We start from the raw sequence: 23,454 nt of genomic DNA, 5'->3' as shown, positions 1-23,454 counted from the left end.
GAAACTTGTTTTAAAATTATGAAAATAAATATAATAGAAATTTAGAATATAAACTCTTTATTTATAGAACTAATTTTATTTAAACTTTTCGTTTAATGATTTTATTTCTTCTTCTTTTCTTAAAAATTATTCGAATTAATCTATAACCATACGTTACTTTTTTGTTCTTTGTAATAATCGGAAAAGCCATTGTACACATAAGCGAAATACAAGCTGTTGTTCCTAATGCTCCACCATAACCATTGAAAACTTTGCTTGTGTAATGCAATAAAACAGCAAATAAAATTGGCGAAAAAACTAGAGAAAAGTAACTTATATTCACTGTTGATGTAACCATTCCGATGAAAGTTCCTCCTATTATATACAATGGAATGTTTCTAACATAAAATTCGGGTAAAATTGTGGGAAAGAAATAGAAAAAACCTCCAACAATCATTGCAATCATAGATGAAGCACGAACAGCTCCTTGCTTGAAACGGATATTTAATTCATAAGTTATTAATGAAGCAATTATAGAACACATCATTAAAATTAGAAACTCAATCATTATCCTACAATTAATTTGAACAACAACATACTTAATAAAACACCGATAAAAGCTAAAGTACCGAGCTTTCCTCCTAAACCAACAAATAACGATTTTGTGGCAAAAAATAACAAAGCAGTAAATACACCAGCTGTAATAATCATCCAATAAGCATATTTAAAATCAAGGGAAGTCATTCCAATGAAAGCGCCACAATATATAGGTGCTTCGATTTGTTTTAGATATTCGGAACGAGAATTTAACTTTGTTAAGAAAGAACCTAAAGTTCCGATAATTCCTACCGAAAATACTCCTCCTAAACCAAGTTGATTATTGATTAAATATGTAACAAGAGCAGCAATCGGAATCCATAAAACCAAGGTTTTTCGATCAAATGAATATTCATTATGATGCAAAGGAAATTTTCGATATGCAATTAGCAATAAAACACAAAGTATAAGAATAATATAAGGAACAAGATCATTTTCTATTCGTTCGTTTATTATGGAAAATAGAAACAGAAACTGAATAAGAAAAATAATCAGTATCGTGAAAAATTTTATAATGCGTTTACTTTGCACAGCTAACTTTTGAAGTTGCAAAGTTAATGACTCATTCTAAAAAAATAGACTAATTTTTATCAGAAAAAGACGAAAAATATATTGAATTTTATCAGCTAATGAGAAGCCAATAAATCAAAAAAAATAATTTAAAGAATGAAAATTAAAAATCTCAATTCAAAATAAGATTGAATTGAGATTAAATCGATTTAATATAATCACAAAAATAAGTTCTTAACGAAAAAATATTTATTATTCCTGAATTAATTCAGCTTCGAAACCAACTTCTTCAATTGTATCTATAATTTCTTCATCTGTTGTTTGATTAGCTTTTACCGATAAAATTTTATCAGGATTATCGGTATCAACTTTCCAAGATTCTAAACCTTGTAACTTATCCAAAAAAGGTTTTACCTTATTTACGCAACCACTACAATTTATATTTGTTTTGAATTTTAATTCTTTTGTTTCCATAATTTATTGTTTTGTATTTCAAATTTCGATAGAATTGATTCAAAATCCTTTACAATATTTAGCCAAATAGTTATATGATTTCTGTTCTTATTAATCGTTTTAAGCTACTTTTGCACTTAAACAATACAATTTCAATTTCTTTTTAAAATGAGTCAACAAAATGACCAAAATATTGTCCTAGCAATCGACGAAAAACCGAAATTAGGACAAGGCATATTATTAAGTATACAACATCTTTTCGCAATGTTTGGTGCAACAGTTTTAGTTCCTGCTTTAACAGGAATGTCGCCAGCTATTGCATTAATTTCGAGCGGAATCGGAACTTTAGTTTTTATCTTAATTACGAGAGGAAAAGTACCTTCTTATTTAGGTTCTTCATTTGCATTTATCAATCCAATTATCGCAATGAAAGCTTTAGAAGCAAATCCAGAAAGTGGGATTGCAACAGGAAGTTTCTTGGTTGGTAGTTTTTTAGTTGGCGTTACGTATTCATTGGTAGCACTATTAATCGCAACTGCCGGAACAAAATGGTTGATGAAACTTCTTCCTCCTATTGTTGTAGGACCAGTAATTATGGTAATTGGTTTGGGATTAGCTTCTACAGCAATAAAAATGGTAACGAATAACCCTTCTGGTGAATACGATTTAACTTATGTTACAATTGGTTTTGTTACATTGATTATTACGATAATTACAGCTATTTTTAGTAAAGGATTTTTGAGTGTAATTCCTGTTTTAGTCGGAATTATTGGTGGTTATCTTTTTGCTATTATTATGGGAGTTGTTGATCTAAATCCTGTTATAGAAGCTAAATGGTTGATGATTCCAGATTTCACAGTTCCTTTTGTAGATTACACGCCAACATTGTCTTGGTATGTTATTTTCCTGATGATTCCTGTTGCAATTGTTCCAATAGCAGAACATATAGGACATCAATTGGTTCTGAGTAAAGTAGTAAATAAAGATTTGATAGAAGATCCAGGCTTGGATAGATCTATGTTGGGAGATGGTGTTGCAACAATGATTGCAGCTTGTTTAGGTGGACCACCAAACACAACATATGGTGAGAATATTGGTGTTTTAGCAATAACAAGAGCTTTTAGTATTTATGTATTTATTGGAGCAGCTTGTTTTGCCATTTTATTTGGATTTTGTGGTAAAGTTTCAGCATTATTAAGTACAATTCCAACTCCTGTAATGGGCGGTGTTTCAATCTTATTATTTGGAATTATTGCTTCAAGTGGTTTGAGAATGCTTATCGAAAATAAAGTTGATTTTAAAATTAAACGAAATTTAATCATTTCATCTGTTATTCTAATCATCGGAATTGGCGGTGCAGCAATCCATATCGGAGATTTATTTTCTTTAGAAGGAATGGCTTTGGCTTCGATTATTGGAGTTGCTTTAAATTTAATCCTTCCTGGAAGAGAATATGTTTCCTTCAAGGAAATGTTTGATGAAGAAAATTAAACTATATAATCAAACAAAAAAGACGAGTTTTATTCAGCTCGTCTTTTTTATTTGATATAATTTCGATATTGTTTTAATTCTTAAACTTCATCAAAATCTATTGATAATGTTGGCGTTTTTGGACGAGAAATACAAGCCAATGTCATTCCTTCTTCATAATCAGAATCTGTCAATACATAGTTTTCTCCAATATGCACTTCACCTTCTGTAACTTTGCACATACAAGACGAGCAAACACCTCCTTTACATGAATAAGGTGCATCAATACCAGCTTCTAACATTGTATCGATTAAGTTTTTACTTCTATCCCACGTCACTTCAGAAGTTTCTCCATCAAGTGTGACAGTAACCTGAACTGTTTGAGGGCCTTCGTCGTGTTTAATGAAAATATCTTCTGCTTTTATAGAAGGATTAAATATTTCGAAGTGAATATGCTTATCAATAATTCCAGCTTGATTAATTTTTTTAGCTAATGTTAAAATCATTTCTTCAGGCCCACAAATCATAGCTTCATCTACTTCATTGATATCAATAATTTGATTCAGAATTAAATCAAATTTCTTTTCATCAATTCGTCCATTGTAAATGAAATTTTCTTGATCTTGTCGAGTATAGAAGTTATGAATAAAAAGATTGTTAGGATATTTTTGTTTTAATTCCGTTAAACGCTCTTTGAACATAATCGAATTTTCATTTCTATTGACATAAAAAATATGAAAATTAACCCATTCTTCAGTTTGTAACGTAAACTCTAACATACTCATAATTGGCGTAATTCCACTTCCTGCTGTAAAAGCTAATAATGTTCGCTTTTCGTTTGGTTTTGTAGGAATTGTAAATCGTCCATTTGGTGTAGAAACTTCGAGCTGATCACCAACTTTCAATTCATTTACTAAATAATTTGAAATTTTTCCATTTGGTTGAGATTTTACACCAATACTCCATTTCTTATCATTAGGAGATTCGCATAAAGAATAATCTCTTCGCTCTCCATTTATATTAAGTGTTATATATTGTCCTGGTAAAAAATTGTAATCTTCGTGTAATTCTTCTGGCACATTAAACGAAATTTGAACAGCATCATCTGTTAATTTTACAATTTCTTTTACCGTTAATAAATTAAATTTCATAGTCGTATACTATTTATAATTCTTAAAACAATTCTATTATTTAAGATTGTTCTGCTAACTTTGTACAAAAGTAAGATTTTAGATTAAATAGGAAAAAAATATATGGAAATAGCCTTAATTGCTCATGATGGAAAAAAAGCCGAAATGGTTAACTTTTTAATGAAGCACAAAGATATTTTAACCAAAAACAATATTACATTTGTGGCAACAGGAACTACAGGAAAATATGCTGAAGAAACAGGGTTAAAAGTGACACGTTATTTATCTGGGCCACTTGGTGGTGATGCACAAATTGCGGCTCGTGTTGTGGAAGGAAAAACAAACATGGTTTTCTTTTTTAGAGATCCAATGGGAAAACATCCGCATGAACCAGATGTAAATATGTTATTGAGATTGTGCGATGTACATAATATTCCATTAGCTACAAATCCTGCTACTGCAGAAATGTTATTGGATCATTTGAAATAAATTAATCTCAAGTTTATTCTAGTAAGTTTGTATGATAATTTGTTTTATATTAGATAAAATTTTAATTTAATAAAAAATCAATTTAAAAATAAAACACTATGAAATTATTTAAAAAGACCGCTATTGTGCTTAGTTTATTTCTATTTGCAGGATTGTCTATAGCATTTGCTCAAACAAAAACTCCAGCAAAAGAAACAACTAAGAAAGTAACTTCAGAAAAAAAGGTTGAAAAAACACCAACTACTAAAAAGCAAACGAAAAAAACGGCTACAAAAAAATCAACAGCAAGAACCTACAACGGACACAAAGTTTATGTGGGACCAAAAGGTGGTAAATATTACATTAACGAAAACGGAAATAAAATTTACATAAAATAATATTACATTTATATAAAATAAAAAAGGCTGTCTTATTTGTTAGGACAGCCTTTTTAAATTGCATTTTTGTAATAAATATTTTCTGGATTTTGAGGATCTATCAAAATATCGACATCTTTTCCTTTTTTTAGAATCTCACTTGCATTAACATCACCAAAATATTCAAATTCTGTATAATATATTTGCTTTGTGCTTGGATGTTTATAAAAGACTTCAACGACATAATCTGGTAAATGATTTTCTCCTAATAAGCCTCTTTTTATTTCTATAATATGTGCTTTTACTTTTACTCCTTTTTTTAATAATCTTGAATGATCTAGGTAATCAAATAAATAGACAAAACCTAAATAACCCATAAATATACTTCCGAACAAAAATACTATTCCAAGTAGTTGATTAAAAAAAACACCAAGATTTAGAAAAGAGCATGCTAGAACAAATCCTAAGCTTAGGATAAAACTTCCTATTGCGATTAATAATTTCATTATTCTTGTATTTAATTTGTATTTTTCATAAATCGTACCAAAAAATACAGAATTGTTCTACAAGAATAAATTTAGATTAAATTTATTTAGGAATTTTAATAAGCAGCTGTAAATCTTTTATTTATATGTTTTGCATTTTCAATCTCATCTGCAATCACAACTGCAACATCTTCTACAGACAAAATACTACGTCCTTCATCGTTAAAAACAGGAACATCTTCACCAATACGATATACTCCTTTTCTTTCGCCAGAAGTTCCTTGATGCATTTCTGGAGCTGGAGAAAAAACTGTCCATTCCAAATCTTTGTTTTCTTTTAGAATATTGTAATAATCTCTTGCTGCTAAAGCACCTTGTTTTATTTCTTCAGGAAAATCAGGAGCGTCTACAATTTGTAATTCCTTCTGATTATTTACATATAAACTACCTGCTCCACCAATTACAATCAAACGTTTTACACCAGCTAATTTAGTTGCTTCTTCTATAGCTTTTGCTCCTTTCATGTAATCTTCGTAGATATTCGGATTTGTCCAACCTGCATTGAAAGCACTTACAACCACATCTGCTCCTTTTAAATCTGCTGCTAAAGCTTGTATATCGTTTACATCCAAAGCAACTTTTGCTACATTTTTATGATACAAAACCTTATCCGTATTTCGTGCAAATGCTTTGATAGATTGATTTCTATTCACTAATTCTTCTACGATGTGTGAGCCTACAAAACCTGTAGCTCCAATAACTGCTATTCTCATTTTATAATTTTTTGATTTAATATTAACTATTTATATTGTAATTATTTTTGTTACATTTAAAGATAAAAATTTTTTATTGAAATTCATCAGAAAACTGTTTTAAAGTTTTATTATTTAATGATCTGATTAATTCTAATTCGGCATGATAGAATAATTTTTCGAGATGATGATTCATTTGTTTTCCAACAGGACATTCCGGATTTGTATGATTCATTCTCCCAAAAGCATTCTCCTGATTTACAATTTTATAAATATCACCAAGCAAAATATCGTCTGCATTTTTAACTAAAAGAATCCCTCCTTCTTTTCCTTTTTTAGAATCAATAAAACCTGCTTCTTTTAAGAATTTTATCTCACGGCGAACCACAACAGGATTTACATTAATACTTCCTGCAATAAAATCAGAAGTAATTAATTGTCCTTTAAATTTTTCAGTTAAAACTAAAATATGAATCGCTGTTGCAAATCTTAAATTGTTCATTTTTATGATTTAATGATGCAAAGATATCACTAAATTTTAATTGTAACAAAATTTGATACAATTTTATTCATTAATTTCTTATAAATTTGTAGAATACTGCAATACGTATGGAAAATTATAAAAAACATTTATCAAGTATTATTGATCTGACAGAAGAACAATGGACTAAAATTGAAAGTGCTTTGGTTGTAAAACATTATAAAAAAAATGAATTTATTATGCAACCTGGCGAGTATTCTGAAAATTATTTTTTTGTTGAATCTGGCGTTATCCGATCTTATACAATTGATGATAATGGAAAAGAACACGTTTTGCAATTTGGTATTGAAAACTGGATTGTAAGCGATAGAAATAGTTCATTTTGTAAAGAAAAATCAAAATTTTATATTCAAGCAATTGAAGATTCTACAGTTATTTTGCAAAATGAAAAATTAAATGATTTAATTATAAGTTTAAATCCTAATTATTTAGCAGCACAAAACAAATTAATCCAAAATCATGTACGTAGTTTACAAGATCGTATTAATTTATTGCTTGGTGCCTCTGCAAAAACCCGTTATTTAGAGTTTGTACGACTTTATCCCAAACAACTTTCTCGTATACCACAATGGATGATTGCTTCCTATTTAGGAATCACACCAGAAAGCTTAAGTAGAGTTCGTAAAGAAATAGCACATGGATAAATATAGTTTCGAAATTTTTGTACCCGAAAAACCTAAGAAAAATAACAAACAAATTGTAAAAGTTATTTTATCATTTCTTTTTGTTAGTGTGATTAGTTTTGTTTTTTTAGAATTGCAAGTTTTTAAAAATCAAACGTATTATTACATTTTTATTGGACTTTTGGCAACCGCTGTCGCTTATTGGAATGGTTATTTTAAAAAACCTTCTACAGAATTAAAAGGTAAATTTGATGGAAAGTTGACTTTTACAAAAGATTCAATTTCTGTAAAAGATCAAACTTTTTCTATAAACGATTTATATTCTATTGTGATTGATAATTCGGATTATAAAGGAAAAGCTGTGAAAGAATTTGGTGAGTTCCAAACCCCTGAAGGTTCGCACGGAATTAGTAATCTTATTACATTAAAAACAAAAGATAATCAATTTATTGAAGCATATTTTTTACAAAAATCATTAAACGAATTTTCTAAAATTGAACCTTTTCTAATTCAATATTATAAAAATAATTTACTTTCTGAAGATGATTTAATTTCAATCTTGCATTTAGAATATGATATTGATAAGAACGAATTAAGAAAAAAATTAAGATAATTTAATTTTTGACTAACATATAAAAGTTAAGTTACTATCATTATTTAGTGTAATTTTGTATCACTTTAAAACAATAATTTATGCAACCAACAGCAGAATGGTTAAAAACTTGGGAATCTAAAAGAGAATTTACTTTAGCTCCTAATGATTTAGAAAAATATTTTACAGATAAAGAAATTGGCGGTGTAGAAATCGACCAAATTCAAATGGGAGAAGTTTCTTTACCATCAGGTAAAATTTTTGTAAATGACCCTTTAGGTGAATATTTATCAATGGACAAAGATCCTTATTTTCTTGAAACACCAAAAGGTGATTTTCCTGTAACTGCAAGCATCGTAAAATTTGAAGACGATGGTGATGTTGAGAATTTAATTGGATGTGTAAAAGTTGCATTTACAAACGAAAAACCTGTTCGTTATGAAGAAGCAATGAAAGGAATCGAGTTGATTGACGAATTACAAGAAGGTGAATACTTTGGTTTCTCTATCGAAAGTGGTTTAGCAACTATTGTAGATGCAGAAGCAAAAGATTCTTTTGTAAAATTTATTGATGATTTTGAAAGCAAAAACGATGTTAATTTATATGATGATTATTTCAATAAATTATTCGTAGAAAACGCAAAAAACAATCCTAAATATCAATCAGAAGAAGGAGATTGGATCAATTGGACAATTCCAAATACAGAATTCAAATCACCAATTTTTCAAGCTGGTTTTGGAGAAGGAATTTATCCTGCATATTTCGGATACAACGAAAAAGGAGAAATTGTTGCATTTTATATTCAATTCATCGATGCTGAATTAGAAGATTCAGAAGATGATGATGAATGGTTATAATTCATTTTTCTAAAAATAAAATTAAATCCTTCAAGCAATTGAAGGATTTTTTTTGGTTATAAAATTAAATTCTTTCAACTCAATTATTCCTAAAAATGACTCAAGTAAAAGGTGTAACTTTAACCTAAAATTATATAATAATTTCGAGTATAAATCTTCCGAAATTTGTCTTATAAAATTACTGTTATGAATGAACAAACTCTATATATTCCTGTTCTTAATTTAGAAACTGAGCAACAAGTAGATAAATTAAATCAATTGCTTTCTCAAATTGAGAATATTGATAATTTTTTAGTGGATTTAAAAAGTAAAACGGTTTCCATTACAGCAAAAAAATTACCTAAAGCAGTAGGAAAAGTATACGAAATTTTGAAACAAAATAATTTCAAGATTGATTCTATTGAAAAATCGTATCCAGTTCTTAATATGACTTGTGCTTCTTGTGCAAGTAGTTCTCAAGCAAATCTAAAACGTCAGATTGGCGTTGTAAATGCGGAAGTAAATTATGGAAATGGAATGGGAAAAATAGAATATATTCCTGCTCTTACTTCTCCAGAAAGTTTAAAAAAAGCATTAATAGATGTTGGTTATGATTTAGTAATTGATGAATCTACCAATCAAGATAAGGAAATTGAAGAACTACATGAAGAAAAATATAAATCCCTGAAGAATAAAGTAAGTTGGTCTTTAATCTTTGGAGTCCCTCTTTTTATCATCGGAATGTTTTTTATGAATATGCCTTATGCAAATTATATTATGTGGGCACTTTCTACTCCAATTTTATTTCTTTTTGGTCAACAATTTTTCGTTGGAGCTTGGAGACAATTAAAAAATAAATCGGCTAATATGGATACTTTGGTTGCACTAAGTACCGGAGTTGCTTATATTTTCAGCATTTTTAATACTCTTTTTCCACAATATTGGCACAGCAAAGGATTGCATGCACATCCTTATTTTGAAGCTTCTGGATTAATCATTGTTTTCATCTTAATTGGAAAATTGATGGAAGAACGAGCAAAAGGAAATACATCCGAAGCGATTAAAAAACTAATTGGTTTACAACCTAACACAGTTCTAATTTTAAAAGATGGAAATCAAATTGAAACTAAAATAGAAAACGTTCAAATTGGCGATTTAATTTTAGCAAAACCTGGCGATAAAATTGCGGTTGATGGAATTATTGTTTCGGGAGAATCTTTTATAGATGAAAGTTCTTTAACTGGAGAACCAATTCCTGTAGAGAAAAATATCAATTCTAATGTTTTTTCTGGAACATTAAATCAAAACTCGCCAATTCAATACAAAGCCTTGAAAGTTGGAAATGATACGCTCCTATCTCAAATTATTCAATCAGTAAAAAATGCACAAGGAAGTAAAGCTCCTGTACAGCAACTTGTTGATAAAATAGCTGGCGTTTTTGTTCCAATTGTAATTATTATTGCTGTTTTAACATTTATTGTTTGGCTAATTTTAGGTCAAGAAAATGCATTTACAATGGCACTTTTATCTATGATTACTGTTTTGGTTATCGCTTGTCCTTGTGCACTTGGTTTGGCAACGCCAACAGCAATTATGGTTGGAATAGGAAAAGGTGCAGAACAAGGAATCTTAATCAAAAATGCCGAAAGTTTAGAATCTGCTAAAAAAATTAATACAATTATTTTAGATAAAACAGGAACTATTACAGAAGGAAAACCAAAAGTACAGGAACTTATTTGGTTTGATGATACTGTAAAAAATGTACTTTATACAATCGAAAATAATTCTCAACATCCATTAGCAAAAGCAATTACAGAATATATTGGTAAACAAGATATTTTACCTGAATTAAAAGTTGAAGACATTTCAGGAAAAGGTTTGAAAGCTAATCTATTAAATAAATATTATTATATAGGAAAAACATCTTGGATTAAAGAGTTGAATCTACAAATTGATGAAAAAATAAAACAAGCAATTCAAGATTTTTCTGCTAAAAACTATACACTTCTTTCTTTGGAAATGATGAAAAAGTTTTAGGATTAATCGGAATTTCTGATGAAATAAAACCAACTTCTGTTGAAGCAATTAAAGATTTTCATGCTAAAGGAATTGAAGTTTGGATGGTAACGGGAGATAACGAATTTTCGGCAAATGCAATTGCTAAACAAGTCGGAATTGATCAAGTTATTGCAAATGCTCTTCCAAATGAAAAAATGAACATTATCAAAGATTTGCAACAAAAAGGAAAAGTTGTTGCAATGGTTGGAGACGGAATTAATGATAGCGCGGCGCTAGCACAAGCAGATGTTTCTATTGCAATGGGAAATGGTTCTGATATTGCAATTGATGTTGCTGAGGTAACTTTAATTGGTGGAGATTTAACGAAAATAAATCATGCAATAAACTTATCTACACAAACCGTAAAAACAATTCATCAAAATTTATTTTGGGCATTTATTTATAATGTAATCGGAATTCCAATCGCTGCGGGAATACTTTATCCAATCAACGGATTTTTATTAGATCCTATGATTGCTGGAGCTGCAATGGCTTTGAGTAGCGTAAGTGTTGTTACAAATAGTTTATTATTGAAGTACAAAAAGATTTAAAAATTCTCAAAATATCAATAAAAAAATCGGCTAAGATCTTAGTCGATTTTTTGTTTTTATAACAAACGATCATCCCAATTATAATCCTCCAATTCTTTTATTTTCACTTTCGAATTGAAATCTGGATGTTTTACATTTATCAAATAATTATATTCTTTCGGAATAATCGACGACGGAACTTTCATTAGCAAATAGTTAAAATCTTGATACCAAGCAGATCCTATTTCCTGCAATTCTGGATAAGCTTCTACAGATTGCCAATTCTTAGGTAATTTAGGTTTTCTTACTTGATAAATATCCTTTTCAGTACAATCAATTTCTATTACTAATAATTTATACGAATTATCGATACTAATAGAACTTCGATGAACAACTAATTCTAAAGTTGAAAGCGCACGCGAACTTCCTGTATAAATTACAAATTCATCATTTTTATTCCATCTGTTTGCAACTCCAGAAGCTTGTAATGATTTCGCATATTTAGCCTTGCGTATATTATAAACTAGCATTTTTACACGTTTTCTCCAAATTCTATCGCAGTTAAACGATTGTCAATAAATTTTAAACCTGATACAGTATCAAGAAAATCTGCTGGAGATTTTTTGTCTAATAACAAATTAGGAGTTGTTAGCCATTTTTCAAAATCATCTTTTGTATTAAAAACCTCTAAACCGTGTTTGTACAAAGAAATCAATAAAACAATATGTTCCTTTGTATTGTCTTTTAATGAAACATCTTTTGTTTTGTAATTTCTGTATGTTCGTGTTGTAATATTCAACCAACTTGAGATTATTTCATCTTTCAGAGTTGATAATTCATCAAGATATTGTATATATTTTTGATCGATATTATAACGACTAACATAAAAGTAGACATTCGTAAAATCGTTTACTTCAGGAACTCCTTCAATAATTTGGTTATATTTTTTTTCTTTTACAGTTGTCATAATTTTAAACTTTTATTAAAGTTACAATTTTTCCACTATATAAAGGAATATTTTCCTATTTTTTTATTTAAAAATTTTTAGCACAAAAAAAGAGGTTATAAAAATAACCTCTTTTACTATTATGATTTTTGATTTCTTATTTCAAAGATCCAACCATATCTTCTGGTTTTACCCATTCGTCAAATTCTTCAGCAGTTACATAGCCTAATGCAATTGCAGTTTCTTTTAACGTTGAGTTATTTTTGTGAGCTGTTTGAGCAATTTCAGCAGCTTTGTAGTAACCAATTTTAGTATTAAGTGCTGTAACTAACATTAATGAATTATCTACTAACTCTTTGATACGTGAATAATTTGGTTCAATTCCTTGTGCACAATGCTCATCAAAAGAAACACAAGCATCTCCTAATAAACGTGCAGATTGTAAGAAGTTTGCAGCCATAACTGGTTTGAAAACATTCAATTCGTAATGACCTTGAGTTCCTCCTATTGAAATTGCAACATCATTACCCATAACTTGAGCAGCAACCATTGTTAAAGCCTCACATTGTGTTGGATTTACTTTACCTGGCATAATAGAAGATCCTGGTTCATTTTCTGGAATAATAATTTCTCCAATTCCTGAACGAGGCCCTGAAGCTAACATACGAATATCGTTTGCGATTTTATTTAAAGAAACAGCTAATTGTTTTAAAGCTCCATGAGTTTCTACAATTGCATCGTGAGCAGCCAAAGCTTCGAATTTATTTTCTGCAGTAACAAATGGTTGTCCTGTAAATTCAGCAATATATTTAGCAACTAAAACATCGTATCCTTCTGGCGTATTAAGTCCAGTACCAACAGCTGTTCCACCTAAAGCAACTTCAGATAAATGAGCCAATGTATTTCTTAAAGCTTTTATACCATAAGTTAATTGTGCTGCATAACCAGAAATTTCTTGTCCTAATGTTAATGGAGTTGCATCCATTAAGTGTGTACGACCAATTTTTACAACAGATTTGAATTCTTCTGCTTTTTTAGCTAAAGTATCACGTAATTGTTCAACACCTGGAATTGTAACTTCTACAACAGCTTTATAAGCTGCAATGTGCATTCCTGTTGGGAAAGTATCATTAGAAGATTGAGATTTATTTACATCATCATTTGCTTTAAGAACTGGCTCTCCTTCTCCAATTTTCAGTCCAGCTAAAACCTGTGCACGATTAGCAATAACTTCGTTCACATTCATATTAGATTGAGTTCCTGAACCTGTTTGCCAAATTACTAATGGAAATTGATCGTCTAATTTTCCTGCTAAGATTTCATCACATACAGCTGCAATAGCATCTCTTTTCTCAACTGGTAAAACACCTAATTCTGCATTTGCATATGCAGCAGCCTTTTTAAGATAAGCAAACCCTTCTATAATCTCGTGAGGCATAGAAGCTGCAGGACCAATTTTAAAATTGTTACGAGAACGTTCTGTTTGAGCACCCCAATATTTATCAGCAGGAACTTTTACTTCCCCCATGGTGTCTTTCTCAATTCTGTATTCCATTTTGTATTTTGTATTTATAATTGTTAACTTATCTCACAAATTTAAGAAATCGTTTCATGAAAGAAAAGTGATTAATGTTAGTATTTCTATAATTTTTATTTAGTAAGTTTGTATCACATAAAAATAAAATCATGATTCAATTTTTAGGTTTCTTATTATTCTTAACAATCGCTTTATGCGGATTCTGGGGTATCATCTTCTTTGCAACGATGGCTATTTCATGGATTCCATTTTGGGTTGCGAATTTAAGAAAAGAAAAAGCAGGAATAATAACAGCAGAAGATCCTCGCCCAATTTTACCAAATCAGGAAGGAGTTACAGTATTATTCAAAAAATAATAGGCTGTTATAGAAAAAATTAAAGGAACTTGACGAAGTTCCTTTTTTTATTTACTCTACTTTCGAATCTTCATCAGAATTTCTTTCCAAATAATTTTTCAAACTAATTCGGATAATTTCTGTCCAACCAGCTTCAAAACTTTCTCGAGAGAAATTTTTATCATCTGGTGGAAAAGTCTCAATTCCTTCGTGTATTAACGTCAATTTTGTTTGCGGAACAATTTCATCTGTCAATTCTTCCAACTTAAACGTAACAATTGATTTGCCTTCATAAATAGGATATTGCCAAGTATAAACCATTTTTTTCATTGGTTCAATTTCTAAAATTTTACAATGATGTAAATATGAACCGCCATAAAACTCAAACTCATAACCAACTTCAGGTACAAATGTTTTTATATCGAAATACCATTTATCAAAAGCTGATTTGGTTGTTAAAGCGTTCCAAACTTTATCAATTGAAACATCGAAAATCTCTACTATTTCTACAGGTTTTGCGCTCATATTTTTATTTTTTATGATTTTGTTTAATTTACTAATTTTTTAATTATTATTTAAAATTACGCCAATAATTTATCATTACATTTGTTGTTGTAAAATTTTAAACATGAGATTTAATAAGACTTTTTTAAGTGTCTTAGGACTTTTTGCAGGCTTATCGCTTTATGCACAACAAGAAGTAAATCGTCCTAAATTAGTAGTTGGTGTTGTTGTCGATCAGATGCGTTGGGATTATTTATATCGTTACCAAGATCGTTATTCACAAGGAGGTTTCAACCGTATGTTAAACGAAGGTTTCAGCAACGAAAACACATACATTCCATACATACCTACTTATACAGCAATTGGCCACAGTACAATATATACAGGTTCTGTTCCTGCTATACATGGAATTGCAGGTAATGATTTTATTATTCAAGAGACTGGTAAAGAAGTATATTGTACAGATGATGATAGTGTAATTGGCGTTGGAACAACTTCTAAAGCAGGAAAAATGTCTCCAAAAAACCTATTAACTTCTACTATAACAGATCAATTAAAATTAGCCACTAATTTCCGTTCAAAGGTTTTTGGTGTTTCTTTAAAAGACCGTGGAGGAATCTTACCAGCAGGACATTTTGCAGATGCTTCTTTTTGGTTTGAAGGAGAATCTGGAAATTGGATTTCGAGTACTTTTTATATGAATGAATTACCAAAATGGTTACAAAAATTCAATAATAAAAAAGTTGCTGAAAAATATTTAGATAAATGGAATACGCTTTATCCTATTGACACATACGTACAAAGTGAGAAAGAAGGAAATTTATACCGAGAAAATTATAAAGGATTAGATAAAATGCAATTCCCTTATGATTTAAAAACATTGAAAAAAGAAAATGGTTTAGGATTAATTCGCTCTACTCCTTTCGGAAATTCTTTAACAAAAGACATTGCAATAGAAATTATTGATAACGAAAAATTAGGTCAAAATGCAAATGGAATAACAGATTTCCTAGCAATTAGTTTTTCTTCTACAGATTATGTTGGACATCAATTTTCTCCAAATACAATAGAAACTGAAGATACTTATTTACGTTTAGATAAAGATTTAGAAGAATTATTTAATCATCTTGACCAAAAAGTTGGAAAAGGACAATACTTAGTCTTTTTAACGGCTGATCATGGTGGAGCTCATAATCCAAAATATTTTCAAGATAAAAAAGGGAATAGTGGATATTTCCCAACTGGAGAAGTGAAAAAAGCATTAAATTCTAAACTTCAAGAAAAATTTAAATCAGCTGATATTGTTCGTTCTTTATCAAATTATCAAGTTCATTTAAATTATAATATTATCGAACAAAATGATTTAGATGAAGAAGATATTAAAGAAGAAATTGTTAAGTTCATGCGAAAAGTAGACGGAATTTCTTTTGCCGTTGATATGGATAAAATAGGTGAAGCATCTATTCCTGCAATTATAAAAGAACGCATGATTAACGGATATAATCGCAAACGTAGCGGAGCAATAACTTATATTCTAGAACCACAATGGTATGGAGGAAAACTAAATTCTGGTGGAACAACACATGGTACATGGGGATCTTATGATGCGCATATTCCGTTTGTTTTAATGGGATGGGGAATAAAACATGGGAAAAATAATAATCCTGTTTTGATGACAGATATCGCTCCTACTTTAGCTGCTTTATTACATATTGAAGAACCAAATGGAAACATTGGAAAACCGATTTCCGAAGTAATCAATCAAAAATAATTTGATTAAAAAAATATAATCCTAAAAAACGCAATTTATAAATTGCGTTTTTTTATTTTTATAGAAAATAAAATAGAAATGACTTTCAATTCGCCATTAATATCAGCTGAAGAATTACATCATAATTTGCATTTAGATAATTTAATTATTTTGGATTGTACAATTAATAAAGTTGGAAATTCTATAAAAGATCATGAATTAAAGTTAATCCCAAATTCTATTTTCTTTGATTTGGAAAGCAAATTTTCAGATCATTCATCTCAATTTCCTCATACACTTGTTAATGAGAATTCATTTACAGAAGAAGCCCAAAATTTAGGAATTAACCAAGATTCTATCATTATTTGTTATGATCGTTGGGGCGTTTATTCGAGCCCGAGAGTTTGGTGGATGTTCAAAACAATGGGACACGAAAAAGTATATGTTTTAGATGGCGGATTGCCTGCTTGGATTGAAAATAATTTTGAAACAACATCGTCTTATATTCACGCAGATAAAAAAGGTGATTTCAAGGCTAATTTTCAAAAAGATTGGTTTGCCGATACAGAAATTATATTAAATGCAATAAATGATAAGTCGAAAACAATTATAGATGCACGATCACCAAGTCGTTTCAATGGAACTTCTCCAGAACCAAGAAAAGGTTTACGAAGTGGTCATATTCAAAATTCGAAAAACTTATTTTTTGAAAATGTTTTAGCTAATACAAAATACAAATTAAAAGAAGAATTAAGAACTATTTTTGATGAAATAACAGATTCTTCTAAAGAGAATATATTTTCGTGCGGTTCTGGAATCACAGCTTCTATCCTAGCCTTGGCATCAACAATTGCAGGTTTTGACGGAATAAAAGTTTATGATGGTTCTTGGTCTGAATGGGGCGCTGATGAAAATTTACCAATAGAAAGATAATTTTTGAATATTATTTTTCTTATCGCCATTTATCCATTTCAAAACGAACTGAAAAAATATTAGAATACAATCCCAAACCACTGTTTCCAAAGTTTGTTAAAGCATAATCGATGGAAATTCCTTTGTATTTGAAACCTACTCCAACGTTTGGTTGAATTTGAGTTTTTTGTTTTCCATCAAATTGTTCAATTTTTTGTAAATTATTCAATCCTCCTCGAACAAAAACCATATTATCGTAGCCCAATTCTAAACCAACTTGTGGTGCAATTGTAAATCCTTTTCCTGAAATAGCTGCGTTTGTTTGTTGAAATTCAATATTCATATCCACTTCTCCCAACAACGAAACACGTTCATTGAAATCAAATTTCTTTCCAACTCCCAATTGTAATTTTGGCATTGTCAACTCAATATTTTCTCCAGGTAAATCATTCAAAATTGTTGGTTCACCTTCAACACTTGGTTCATCAATCGAAATTTCTTTTATTTTTTCTTTGTTGATACTCCACGCATTGAATGTTGTCGTAATATCGCGCGCCATTACTCCAAAGTACATATTGTTATCAGTACGATATTGTAATCCAAGATCAATTCCGAATCCAAAACCATTTGCAAATTTCCCAATATGTCGGTAAACTAATTTCGCATTTGCACCAAATTGAATGTTTTTATTATTGAACACATTTCCTGCATAAGACATTGTCAAAGCATAATCTGCTGTGGAAAATTTAGAAATTTTATCGTAATTAATGTTCCCTTGATTATCAATTAATTCTGTTGTATTCAAAATATCATCTACACCGAAACGCATTAATGAAAAGGCAATTGTCGAATTACTTTCTCTTAACGGAATAGCTACAGCAGCATAATCAAATTTTGCAATTGACTGAAAATACTCAGCATGCATTGCAGAAGCTTCCCAATCATATGTAATTTCTGTTAATCCAGCAGGATTCCAATAACTCGCATTTGCATTTCCAATATTTGCAACAACTGCATTTCCCATTGCAAACGAACGTGCATCTGCTCCAATATTCAAAAATTCGTTTGAGTATTTACGCGCAGTTTGAGCGAAAGTTAATTGACTAACACAAACAGATATTAAAAGTAATGTTTTCTTCAAAATTGATTAATTACGGTATAAAAACTCAAAATTAGTGGTTTTATTGTGTTTAAAAAGGATTCAGATTAATTTTTGTTTGTATTTTTGTCTTGAAAAATTCATTTATGAAATTAATTACAATTCCAAACCTTCTAACACTACTTAACCTTTCTTGTGGTGTATTATCAGCTATTTTTATGATTTCGAGTAATGCTCAAATTACAACTACCACAGTTACAATTGTGATGGTTTTGATGTTGATCTCTTTGGTTGCTGATTTTCTAGATGGAATGGTTGCTCGATTAATGAAGATTGGAAGTCCGATTGGAAAAGAATTGGATTCTTTAGCAGATTGTATTTCTTTTGGAGTTGTTCCAGGATTGATGCTATTTTCGATGTTTAATCATTTTTCAACCGATTTTATTTATGAAAACGAGAATTTAAAAATTGCTGCTATTTCATTATTTGCCTTTTTAGTTCCGGCTTTTTCGGCATTGCGTTTAGCAAAATTTAATTTAGATGAAGATCAAGCAACTTATTTCAAAGGCTTAGCAACGCCATCTAATACCTTATTTATTTTCTCATTATTTTCTATCTATTACAATAACGGACAAATTATAAATCCATCAATAGATCCCTATTTATTAATTGCCGTTTCTATTGTATTTAGTATTTTATTAATTGTCGATTTACCATTATTTGCCTTAAAATTTAAAGGATTGAGTTGGGCAGAAAATTATTATAAATACATTTTCTTAATAATTACAATTGGTTTAGTTGCTTGGTTGCAAGTTGCAGCAATTCCACTAATTATCCTTTTGTATATCATTATCTCAATCATTTTTAGAAAAGAAATTACAAAATGAAATTAACTAAAAATATCTGTTTCTTTGATTTAGAAACAACAGGAACAAATGTTTCAAAAGATCGTATCGTAGAAATCTCTATTGTGAAAGCATTTACAGATGGAACGAAAGAAGTAAAAACGTGGAAAGTAAATCCAGGAATTCCAATTCCTCCAGAAACTACTTTAATTCATGGTATTTCTGACGAAGATGTTGCAAACGCTCCATCTTTCAAAGAACTTGCTCCTGCAATTATTGAAATGATAAAAGATTCTGATTTAGCAGGATATAATTCAAATCGTTTTGATATTCCACTTTTAGCAGAAGAATTGTTGCGCAATGGTTTCGATTTTGATTTATCAAAACATCGTCCAATTGATGTGCAAGTGATTTATCATAAAATGGAACCTCGTAATCTAAGCGCAGCTTATAAATATTATTGTAACAAAGATTTGATTGATGCACATTCTGCTGAAGCAGATACAATGGCAACTTATGAAGTTCTTATGGCGCAAATCGAAAAGTATGATGAACTTGAAAATGACAACAAATTTTTGAGCGAATTCTCTTCTCAACGCAGAACAGCAGATTTAGCTGGTTTTATTCAATATAATGATAAAGACCAAGAAATTATTTCTTTCGGAAAATACAAAGGACAAATTGTTTCGGATGTTTTTGCAAAAGATCCTGGATATTATGCTTGGTTGCAAAGTGCAGATTTCCCATTATATACGAAAAAAGTTTTTACACGAATCAAATTACAAAACGGTTTTTAAGCGATGAAAATTATTTGTGTCGGACGAAATTACGTCGAACATGCAAAAGAATTAGATAATCCAATTCCCGAATCGCCAATGTTTTTCATGAAACCAGATTCAGCGATTTTAAGAAAAGGATTTCCTTTTGTTATTCCAAGTTTTACAAAAGAAGTTCATTTTGAAACAGAAATTGTCATTAAAATTAATCGTGTTGGAAAAATGATTCAGCCTCAATTTGCAGATCGTTATTTTTCAGAAATCGGTTTAGGAATTGATTTTACAGCGCGCGATGTACAACAAGAATTGAAAGAAAAACGTTTCCCTTGGGAAATAGCCAAAGCTTTTGATGGTTCTGCATTTGCTTCGGATTTTTTTCCAAAAGAAAACTTCGATTTAGAGAATTTAGCATTCAAATTAGATCGAAATGGAGAAAATGTACAAACAGGAAATTCAAAAGATATGATTTTTCATATCAATACATTAATTGCTGAATGTTCTAAATATTTTACCTTAAAAAAAGGCGATTTAATTTTTACAGGAACTCCGGCAGGAGTTTCAAAAATCAATTCAAAAGACTTATTAGAAGGTTATTTGAATGATGAAAAAGTATTCGAAATTAAAGTATTATAATCTATTTACATCATTACAAAAACAACTTAAAAGAGCAATTTTTTGCTCTTTTATCATTTATACCTTTACCTTTATTCAGAAATAAAATTAAGAATGGAAAACTATCTAAAAATCGAAGAAAAACTACAAGAAAATTTTAATCTTTTAAAATCGAAAAAGAATAAAATTAGCAATATCAGACTTATTTCATTTATAATTTCTGTTGTTTTTTTTGCGCTTTATATCACTTCTAGCAACGATTTTTATCTGCTTATTTCTTCTATTTTATTTATTATTTTTATCATTTTGGTTGTTAAAACTTCCAAAATTTCTTCTGAACTCAATTATTCTATTCAAGCTTTAGAAATTATTTCGCAAATAAAATCAGATGATTCTATTGATCAATTTGCAGAAGATAATTCTCAATTCAATAATGTTTACAACAAAGATTTGGATATTCTGGAAGGAAAATCAATTTTCAACCGAATCAATAAAACACAAACACGAATTGGAAATTTACAATTAAAACATTTTTTATCGAATTTGATTTTAGATAAAGCTGAAATTATTGATCGTCAAAATGCTTTTATAGAATTGGCACAAAATAGAAATTGGATTGTAAAATTTTTGACGTTTACAAAGCGATTAAACATGAATCAATCTTCTCTTTTTGTGTTCGAAAATCGAGTTTTTAATAATGATTCCGTAAAGTTATTTCCGATTATAATTTCTGTTATTAATATTCTGTGCTTTATTGCTTTAGCAATTATTGGTTTCCCGAAAGAAATGGTTTTTTATTGGATTTTAGGAGCTGTTATTGTTTCGAATGTTATTTCGATGTTTTACAAACATCAGCTTCGAAGAATTGCTGCTTATACAACAATGAAAGCTAATGAATTGGATAATTTATATGAAGTTTTTCGACATATTGAAAACACTACTTTTGAATCGAAACTGAATGTGGAAATTCAAAATAAGTTTCAAAAACCTTTTAAATCATCAATTTTAATCAAAACTATTTCTTCAACAAAAGAAACTTTAGATGCTTCTACTTTCCCAATTATAGGACTTGTATTGAATACATTTTTCTTATGGCGATTGTATTATTCAATAAAATTCGAAAATGAAGTACAAAAAACAGTTCATCAAATAAAACCTTGGTTAGATGAATTAGCTAAATTAGAAGCTTTTGTTTCGTTTGCTTTGTTTAATGATAAATACAAATCGTTTACTTATCCAGAAATTGTCGAAGATCCTTTTGCCTTAAAAATCACAAATGGTTTTCATCCTTTATTAGACGAAAAAACTGTTGTAAAAAATAGTTTTGAAACCGATCGTCCAAACAATATTGCAATTATAACTGGCGCAAATATGGCTGGAAAAAGTACTTTTTTGAGAACTGTTGGTACAAATTTGGTTTTAGCAATGAATGGCGCAAAAGTAAGTGCTGATAAAATGTTGTTTCATCCGATGGATTTATTTACAAGTATCAGAACGGTGGATAATCTTTCTTCTGGCGATTCTTATTTCAAAAATGAAATTAATAAATTGAAAATTTTGATTGATCGTTTAGAAAATAATCAACCACAAATTATCATTTTAGATGAAATATTGAAAGGAACAAATTCGGAAGATAAATTGATTGGTTCGCAGAAATTTTTAGAAAAATTAATCAAATCTCCAACCAAATTAATTGGTTTTATTGCAACGCACGATTTAGAATTAACGAAAATGGAAACTGAGAATCCTGCTCATATCATCAATTATTGTTTTGAATTGAAAAACGTTGACAACAATTATTTTTCTGATTATAAATTAAGAAAAGGTACAACCAAAATGATGAATGCCATTTTCTTGATGAAACAATTTAAGATTATTGATTAATCTTAAATTGTTAGTTTAGTTTTTTAATAAAATCGGCATCAATTGTATTAAAATCATCAACAATTATATTGGCTTTCTCTAAATTTTGCTTTTTAGAATTTTCACTTTTGTAACCCAAACAATACAGATTTGCACGAAAAGCAGCTTCCACTCCATTTGTACTATCTTCGATTACAATACATTCAGCATGTTCAGATTTTGCTAAATTGGCAGCATGTAAAAAAATTGCTGGATCGGGTTTTGAATTCGGGAAATTCTCGCCAGAAATTTTATGTGAAAAATATTGATTCAAATCAAAACGATTAAAAACTCGATCAATTGTTGATTTCGAAGCTGAAGAAGCCAAAATTAATTCGATTCCATTTTTGTATAAATCTTTAATCAAATTTTCAACTCCATCAATCAAATATAAATCAGGTTTTGTATCAAAAGCTTCATTAAAAATGGCACGTTTTCTTAAAACTAAATCATTTACATCTGATTTCAAATCAAATTTATCTTTCAGAATTTGATAAACATTCTTTGTCGATTGGCCTGTAAATGTGCTGAATAACTCTTCTGTAACCGGAATATTTAACTCTTTAAAATGTTCAAAATAAGCATATTTATGAACTGGTTCTGTATCTACTATCACACCGTCCATGTCGAAAATAACTGTTTTGATCATTCTTTTTTTATTTTTTACAAAAGTAAGTTTTTTATGAAGAATTAGTGATCAAAATTTTTAGAACGATTTTAAATTAAATAGATATATAGTTGATAAACAAAATAATATCCGTTACAAAATAAACCTTTTATTCTTAAAAATTTAATATTAATATAACATTTGCATGCTTTTTGTTAAAAAGTAGAC

General features: G+C 29.3%; 26 protein-coding genes and 1 pseudogene. 14 read left to right on the top strand and 13 right to left on the bottom strand.

Annotated features, from left to right (window positions below):
* Window positions 1-79: 79 nt before the first annotated feature.
* The 3 genes from ACMHJW_RS03775 to ACMHJW_RS03765 form a co-directional block, all read right to left on the bottom strand.
* Complete coding sequence (locus ACMHJW_RS03775) at window positions 80-547, bottom strand: hypothetical protein (RefSeq protein ID WP_413532087.1); 468 nt, start codon at window positions 545-547, stop codon at window positions 80-82.
* A complete protein-coding gene (locus ACMHJW_RS03770) occupies window positions 547-1,107 on the bottom strand; it encodes a hypothetical protein (RefSeq protein ID WP_413532086.1) in 561 nt (186 codons plus the stop codon). The genes ACMHJW_RS03775 and ACMHJW_RS03770 overlap by 1 nt, the downstream gene beginning before the upstream one ends.
* 231 nt (window positions 1,108-1,338) lie before the next feature.
* Window positions 1,339-1,560 (bottom strand): heavy-metal-associated domain-containing protein, encoded by a 222-nt coding sequence (locus ACMHJW_RS03765; protein ID WP_413532085.1) that lies wholly within the window; start codon window positions 1,558-1,560, stop codon window positions 1,339-1,341.
* Between the two features lie 147 nt (window positions 1,561-1,707).
* On the opposite strand from ACMHJW_RS03765, the gene ACMHJW_RS03760 reads away from it, so the two are divergent.
* A complete protein-coding gene (locus ACMHJW_RS03760) occupies window positions 1,708-3,030 on the top strand; it encodes a solute carrier family 23 protein (protein ID WP_413532084.1) in 1,323 nt (440 codons plus the stop codon).
* Window positions 3,031-3,110: 80 nt separating this feature from the next.
* Here the strand turns inward: ACMHJW_RS03760 and ACMHJW_RS03755 are convergent, their stop codons facing one another.
* Window positions 3,111-4,160, bottom strand: a complete 1,050-nt coding sequence (locus ACMHJW_RS03755; protein ID WP_413532083.1) for a 2Fe-2S iron-sulfur cluster-binding protein — start codon at window positions 4,158-4,160, stop codon at window positions 3,111-3,113.
* A gap of 102 nt (window positions 4,161-4,262) precedes the next feature.
* Here ACMHJW_RS03755 and ACMHJW_RS03750 point away from each other — a divergent pair, with 102 nt between their 5' ends.
* Both ACMHJW_RS03750 and ACMHJW_RS03745 read left to right on the top strand, forming a co-directional pair.
* A complete protein-coding gene (locus tag ACMHJW_RS03750) occupies window positions 4,263-4,628 on the top strand; it encodes a methylglyoxal synthase (RefSeq protein WP_413532082.1) in 366 nt (121 codons plus the stop codon).
* A 98-nt stretch (window positions 4,629-4,726) separates the two neighbouring features.
* The gene (locus ACMHJW_RS03745) at window positions 4,727-5,005 is read left to right on the top strand and encodes a hypothetical protein (RefSeq protein ID WP_413532081.1); all 279 of its coding nucleotides are present in this window, start codon (window positions 4,727-4,729) and stop codon (window positions 5,003-5,005) included.
* Window positions 5,006-5,058: 53 nt separating this feature from the next.
* On the opposite strand, the gene ACMHJW_RS03740 is transcribed toward ACMHJW_RS03745, so the two are convergent.
* The 3 genes from ACMHJW_RS03740 to ACMHJW_RS03730 form a co-directional block, all read right to left on the bottom strand.
* Window positions 5,059-5,490 carry a hypothetical protein gene (locus ACMHJW_RS03740; RefSeq protein WP_413532080.1) on the bottom strand — a complete coding sequence of 144 codons (432 nt, stop codon included), beginning with the start codon at window positions 5,488-5,490 and terminating at the stop codon, window positions 5,059-5,061.
* A 95-nt stretch (window positions 5,491-5,585) separates the two neighbouring features.
* Window positions 5,586-6,242, bottom strand: coding sequence for an NAD(P)-dependent oxidoreductase (locus tag ACMHJW_RS03735; RefSeq protein WP_413532079.1), 657 nt, complete (start codon window positions 6,240-6,242; stop codon window positions 5,586-5,588).
* A 73-nt stretch (window positions 6,243-6,315) separates the two neighbouring features.
* Window positions 6,316-6,723 (bottom strand): RrF2 family transcriptional regulator, encoded by a 408-nt coding sequence (locus ACMHJW_RS03730; RefSeq protein ID WP_413532078.1) that lies wholly within the window; start codon window positions 6,721-6,723, stop codon window positions 6,316-6,318.
* Between the two features lie 107 nt (window positions 6,724-6,830).
* On the opposite strand from ACMHJW_RS03730, the gene ACMHJW_RS03725 reads away from it, so the two are divergent.
* The 4 genes and pseudogenes from ACMHJW_RS03725 (at window position 6,831) to ACMHJW_RS03710 (ending at window position 11,422) form a co-directional block, all read left to right on the top strand.
* Complete coding sequence (locus ACMHJW_RS03725) at window positions 6,831-7,406, top strand: Crp/Fnr family transcriptional regulator (protein ID WP_413532077.1); 576 nt, start codon at window positions 6,831-6,833, stop codon at window positions 7,404-7,406.
* Window positions 7,399-7,998 (top strand): hypothetical protein, encoded by a 600-nt coding sequence (locus tag ACMHJW_RS03720; protein ID WP_413532076.1) that lies wholly within the window; start codon window positions 7,399-7,401, stop codon window positions 7,996-7,998. The genes ACMHJW_RS03725 and ACMHJW_RS03720 overlap by 8 nt, the downstream gene beginning before the upstream one ends.
* Before the next feature lie 80 nt (window positions 7,999-8,078).
* The gene (locus tag ACMHJW_RS03715; RefSeq protein ID WP_413532075.1) at window positions 8,079-8,834 is read left to right on the top strand and encodes a DUF4241 domain-containing protein; all 756 of its coding nucleotides are present in this window, start codon (window positions 8,079-8,081) and stop codon (window positions 8,832-8,834) included.
* A 186-nt stretch (window positions 8,835-9,020) separates the two neighbouring features.
* Window positions 9,021-11,422 (top strand): annotated as a pseudogene (locus ACMHJW_RS03710) (heavy metal translocating P-type ATPase).
* Between the two features lie 56 nt (window positions 11,423-11,478).
* Here ACMHJW_RS03710 and ACMHJW_RS03705 read toward each other — a convergent pair.
* The 3 genes from ACMHJW_RS03705 to fumC form a co-directional block, all read right to left on the bottom strand.
* Window positions 11,479-11,931: an RES family NAD+ phosphorylase gene (locus tag ACMHJW_RS03705; protein ID WP_413532074.1), complete on the bottom strand. Its 453-nt coding sequence runs from the start codon at window positions 11,929-11,931 to the stop codon at window positions 11,479-11,481.
* A gap of 2 nt (window positions 11,932-11,933) precedes the next feature.
* The gene (locus ACMHJW_RS03700; RefSeq protein ID WP_413532073.1) at window positions 11,934-12,368 is read right to left on the bottom strand and encodes an antitoxin Xre/MbcA/ParS toxin-binding domain-containing protein; all 435 of its coding nucleotides are present in this window, start codon (window positions 12,366-12,368) and stop codon (window positions 11,934-11,936) included.
* 136 nt (window positions 12,369-12,504) lie between these two features.
* On the bottom strand, window positions 12,505-13,902 hold the full coding sequence (gene fumC, locus ACMHJW_RS03695; protein WP_413532072.1) for a class II fumarate hydratase: 1,398 nt from the start codon (window positions 13,900-13,902) through the stop codon (window positions 12,505-12,507).
* A gap of 131 nt (window positions 13,903-14,033) precedes the next feature.
* Between fumC and ACMHJW_RS03690 the strand changes: the two genes are divergently transcribed.
* On the top strand, window positions 14,034-14,240 hold the full coding sequence (locus ACMHJW_RS03690; protein WP_413532071.1) for a hypothetical protein: 207 nt from the start codon (window positions 14,034-14,036) through the stop codon (window positions 14,238-14,240).
* A 51-nt stretch (window positions 14,241-14,291) separates the two neighbouring features.
* Here the strand turns inward: ACMHJW_RS03690 and ACMHJW_RS03685 are convergent, their stop codons facing one another.
* Complete coding sequence (locus tag ACMHJW_RS03685) at window positions 14,292-14,744, bottom strand: SRPBCC family protein (protein ID WP_413532070.1); 453 nt, start codon at window positions 14,742-14,744, stop codon at window positions 14,292-14,294.
* Window positions 14,745-14,847: 103 nt separating this feature from the next.
* Between ACMHJW_RS03685 and pafA the strand changes: the two genes are divergently transcribed.
* Window positions 14,848-16,494, top strand: coding sequence for an alkaline phosphatase PafA (gene pafA, locus ACMHJW_RS03680; protein WP_413532069.1), 1,647 nt, complete (start codon window positions 14,848-14,850; stop codon window positions 16,492-16,494).
* A gap of 78 nt (window positions 16,495-16,572) precedes the next feature.
* A complete protein-coding gene (locus tag ACMHJW_RS03675) occupies window positions 16,573-17,406 on the top strand; it encodes a sulfurtransferase (protein WP_413532068.1) in 834 nt (277 codons plus the stop codon).
* 19 nt (window positions 17,407-17,425) lie between these two features.
* On the opposite strand, the gene ACMHJW_RS03670 is transcribed toward ACMHJW_RS03675, so the two are convergent.
* Window positions 17,426-18,526, bottom strand: coding sequence for a PorV/PorQ family protein (locus ACMHJW_RS03670; protein WP_413532067.1), 1,101 nt, complete (start codon window positions 18,524-18,526; stop codon window positions 17,426-17,428).
* 104 nt (window positions 18,527-18,630) lie between these two features.
* Between ACMHJW_RS03670 and ACMHJW_RS03665 the strand changes: the two genes are divergently transcribed.
* The 4 genes from ACMHJW_RS03665 (at window position 18,631) to ACMHJW_RS03650 (ending at window position 22,601) form a co-directional block, all read left to right on the top strand.
* Window positions 18,631-19,371, top strand: a complete 741-nt coding sequence (locus tag ACMHJW_RS03665; protein ID WP_413532066.1) for a CDP-alcohol phosphatidyltransferase family protein — start codon at window positions 18,631-18,633, stop codon at window positions 19,369-19,371.
* A complete protein-coding gene (locus tag ACMHJW_RS03660) occupies window positions 19,368-20,126 on the top strand; it encodes an exonuclease domain-containing protein (RefSeq protein WP_413532065.1) in 759 nt (252 codons plus the stop codon). The genes ACMHJW_RS03665 and ACMHJW_RS03660 overlap by 4 nt, the downstream gene beginning before the upstream one ends.
* Window positions 20,127-20,129: 3 nt before the next feature.
* Window positions 20,130-20,738, top strand: a complete 609-nt coding sequence (locus tag ACMHJW_RS03655) for a fumarylacetoacetate hydrolase family protein (protein WP_413532064.1) — start codon at window positions 20,130-20,132, stop codon at window positions 20,736-20,738.
* A gap of 93 nt (window positions 20,739-20,831) precedes the next feature.
* Window positions 20,832-22,601, top strand: coding sequence for a MutS-related protein (locus ACMHJW_RS03650; protein ID WP_413532063.1), 1,770 nt, complete (start codon window positions 20,832-20,834; stop codon window positions 22,599-22,601).
* 10 nt (window positions 22,602-22,611) lie between these two features.
* Here the strand turns inward: ACMHJW_RS03650 and ACMHJW_RS03645 are convergent, their stop codons facing one another.
* Entirely contained in the window at window positions 22,612-23,268 is a 657-nt protein-coding gene (locus ACMHJW_RS03645; protein ID WP_413532062.1) for an HAD family hydrolase, read from the bottom strand.
* Between the last annotated feature and the right edge of the window lie 186 nt (window positions 23,269-23,454).

The sequence above is a fragment of the Empedobacter brevis genome (assembly GCF_965118635.1).
Classification (GTDB): Bacteria; Bacteroidota; Bacteroidia; order Flavobacteriales; family Weeksellaceae; genus Empedobacter; species Empedobacter brevis_A.
This window is presented reverse-complemented; position numbering and strand designations above follow the sequence as displayed.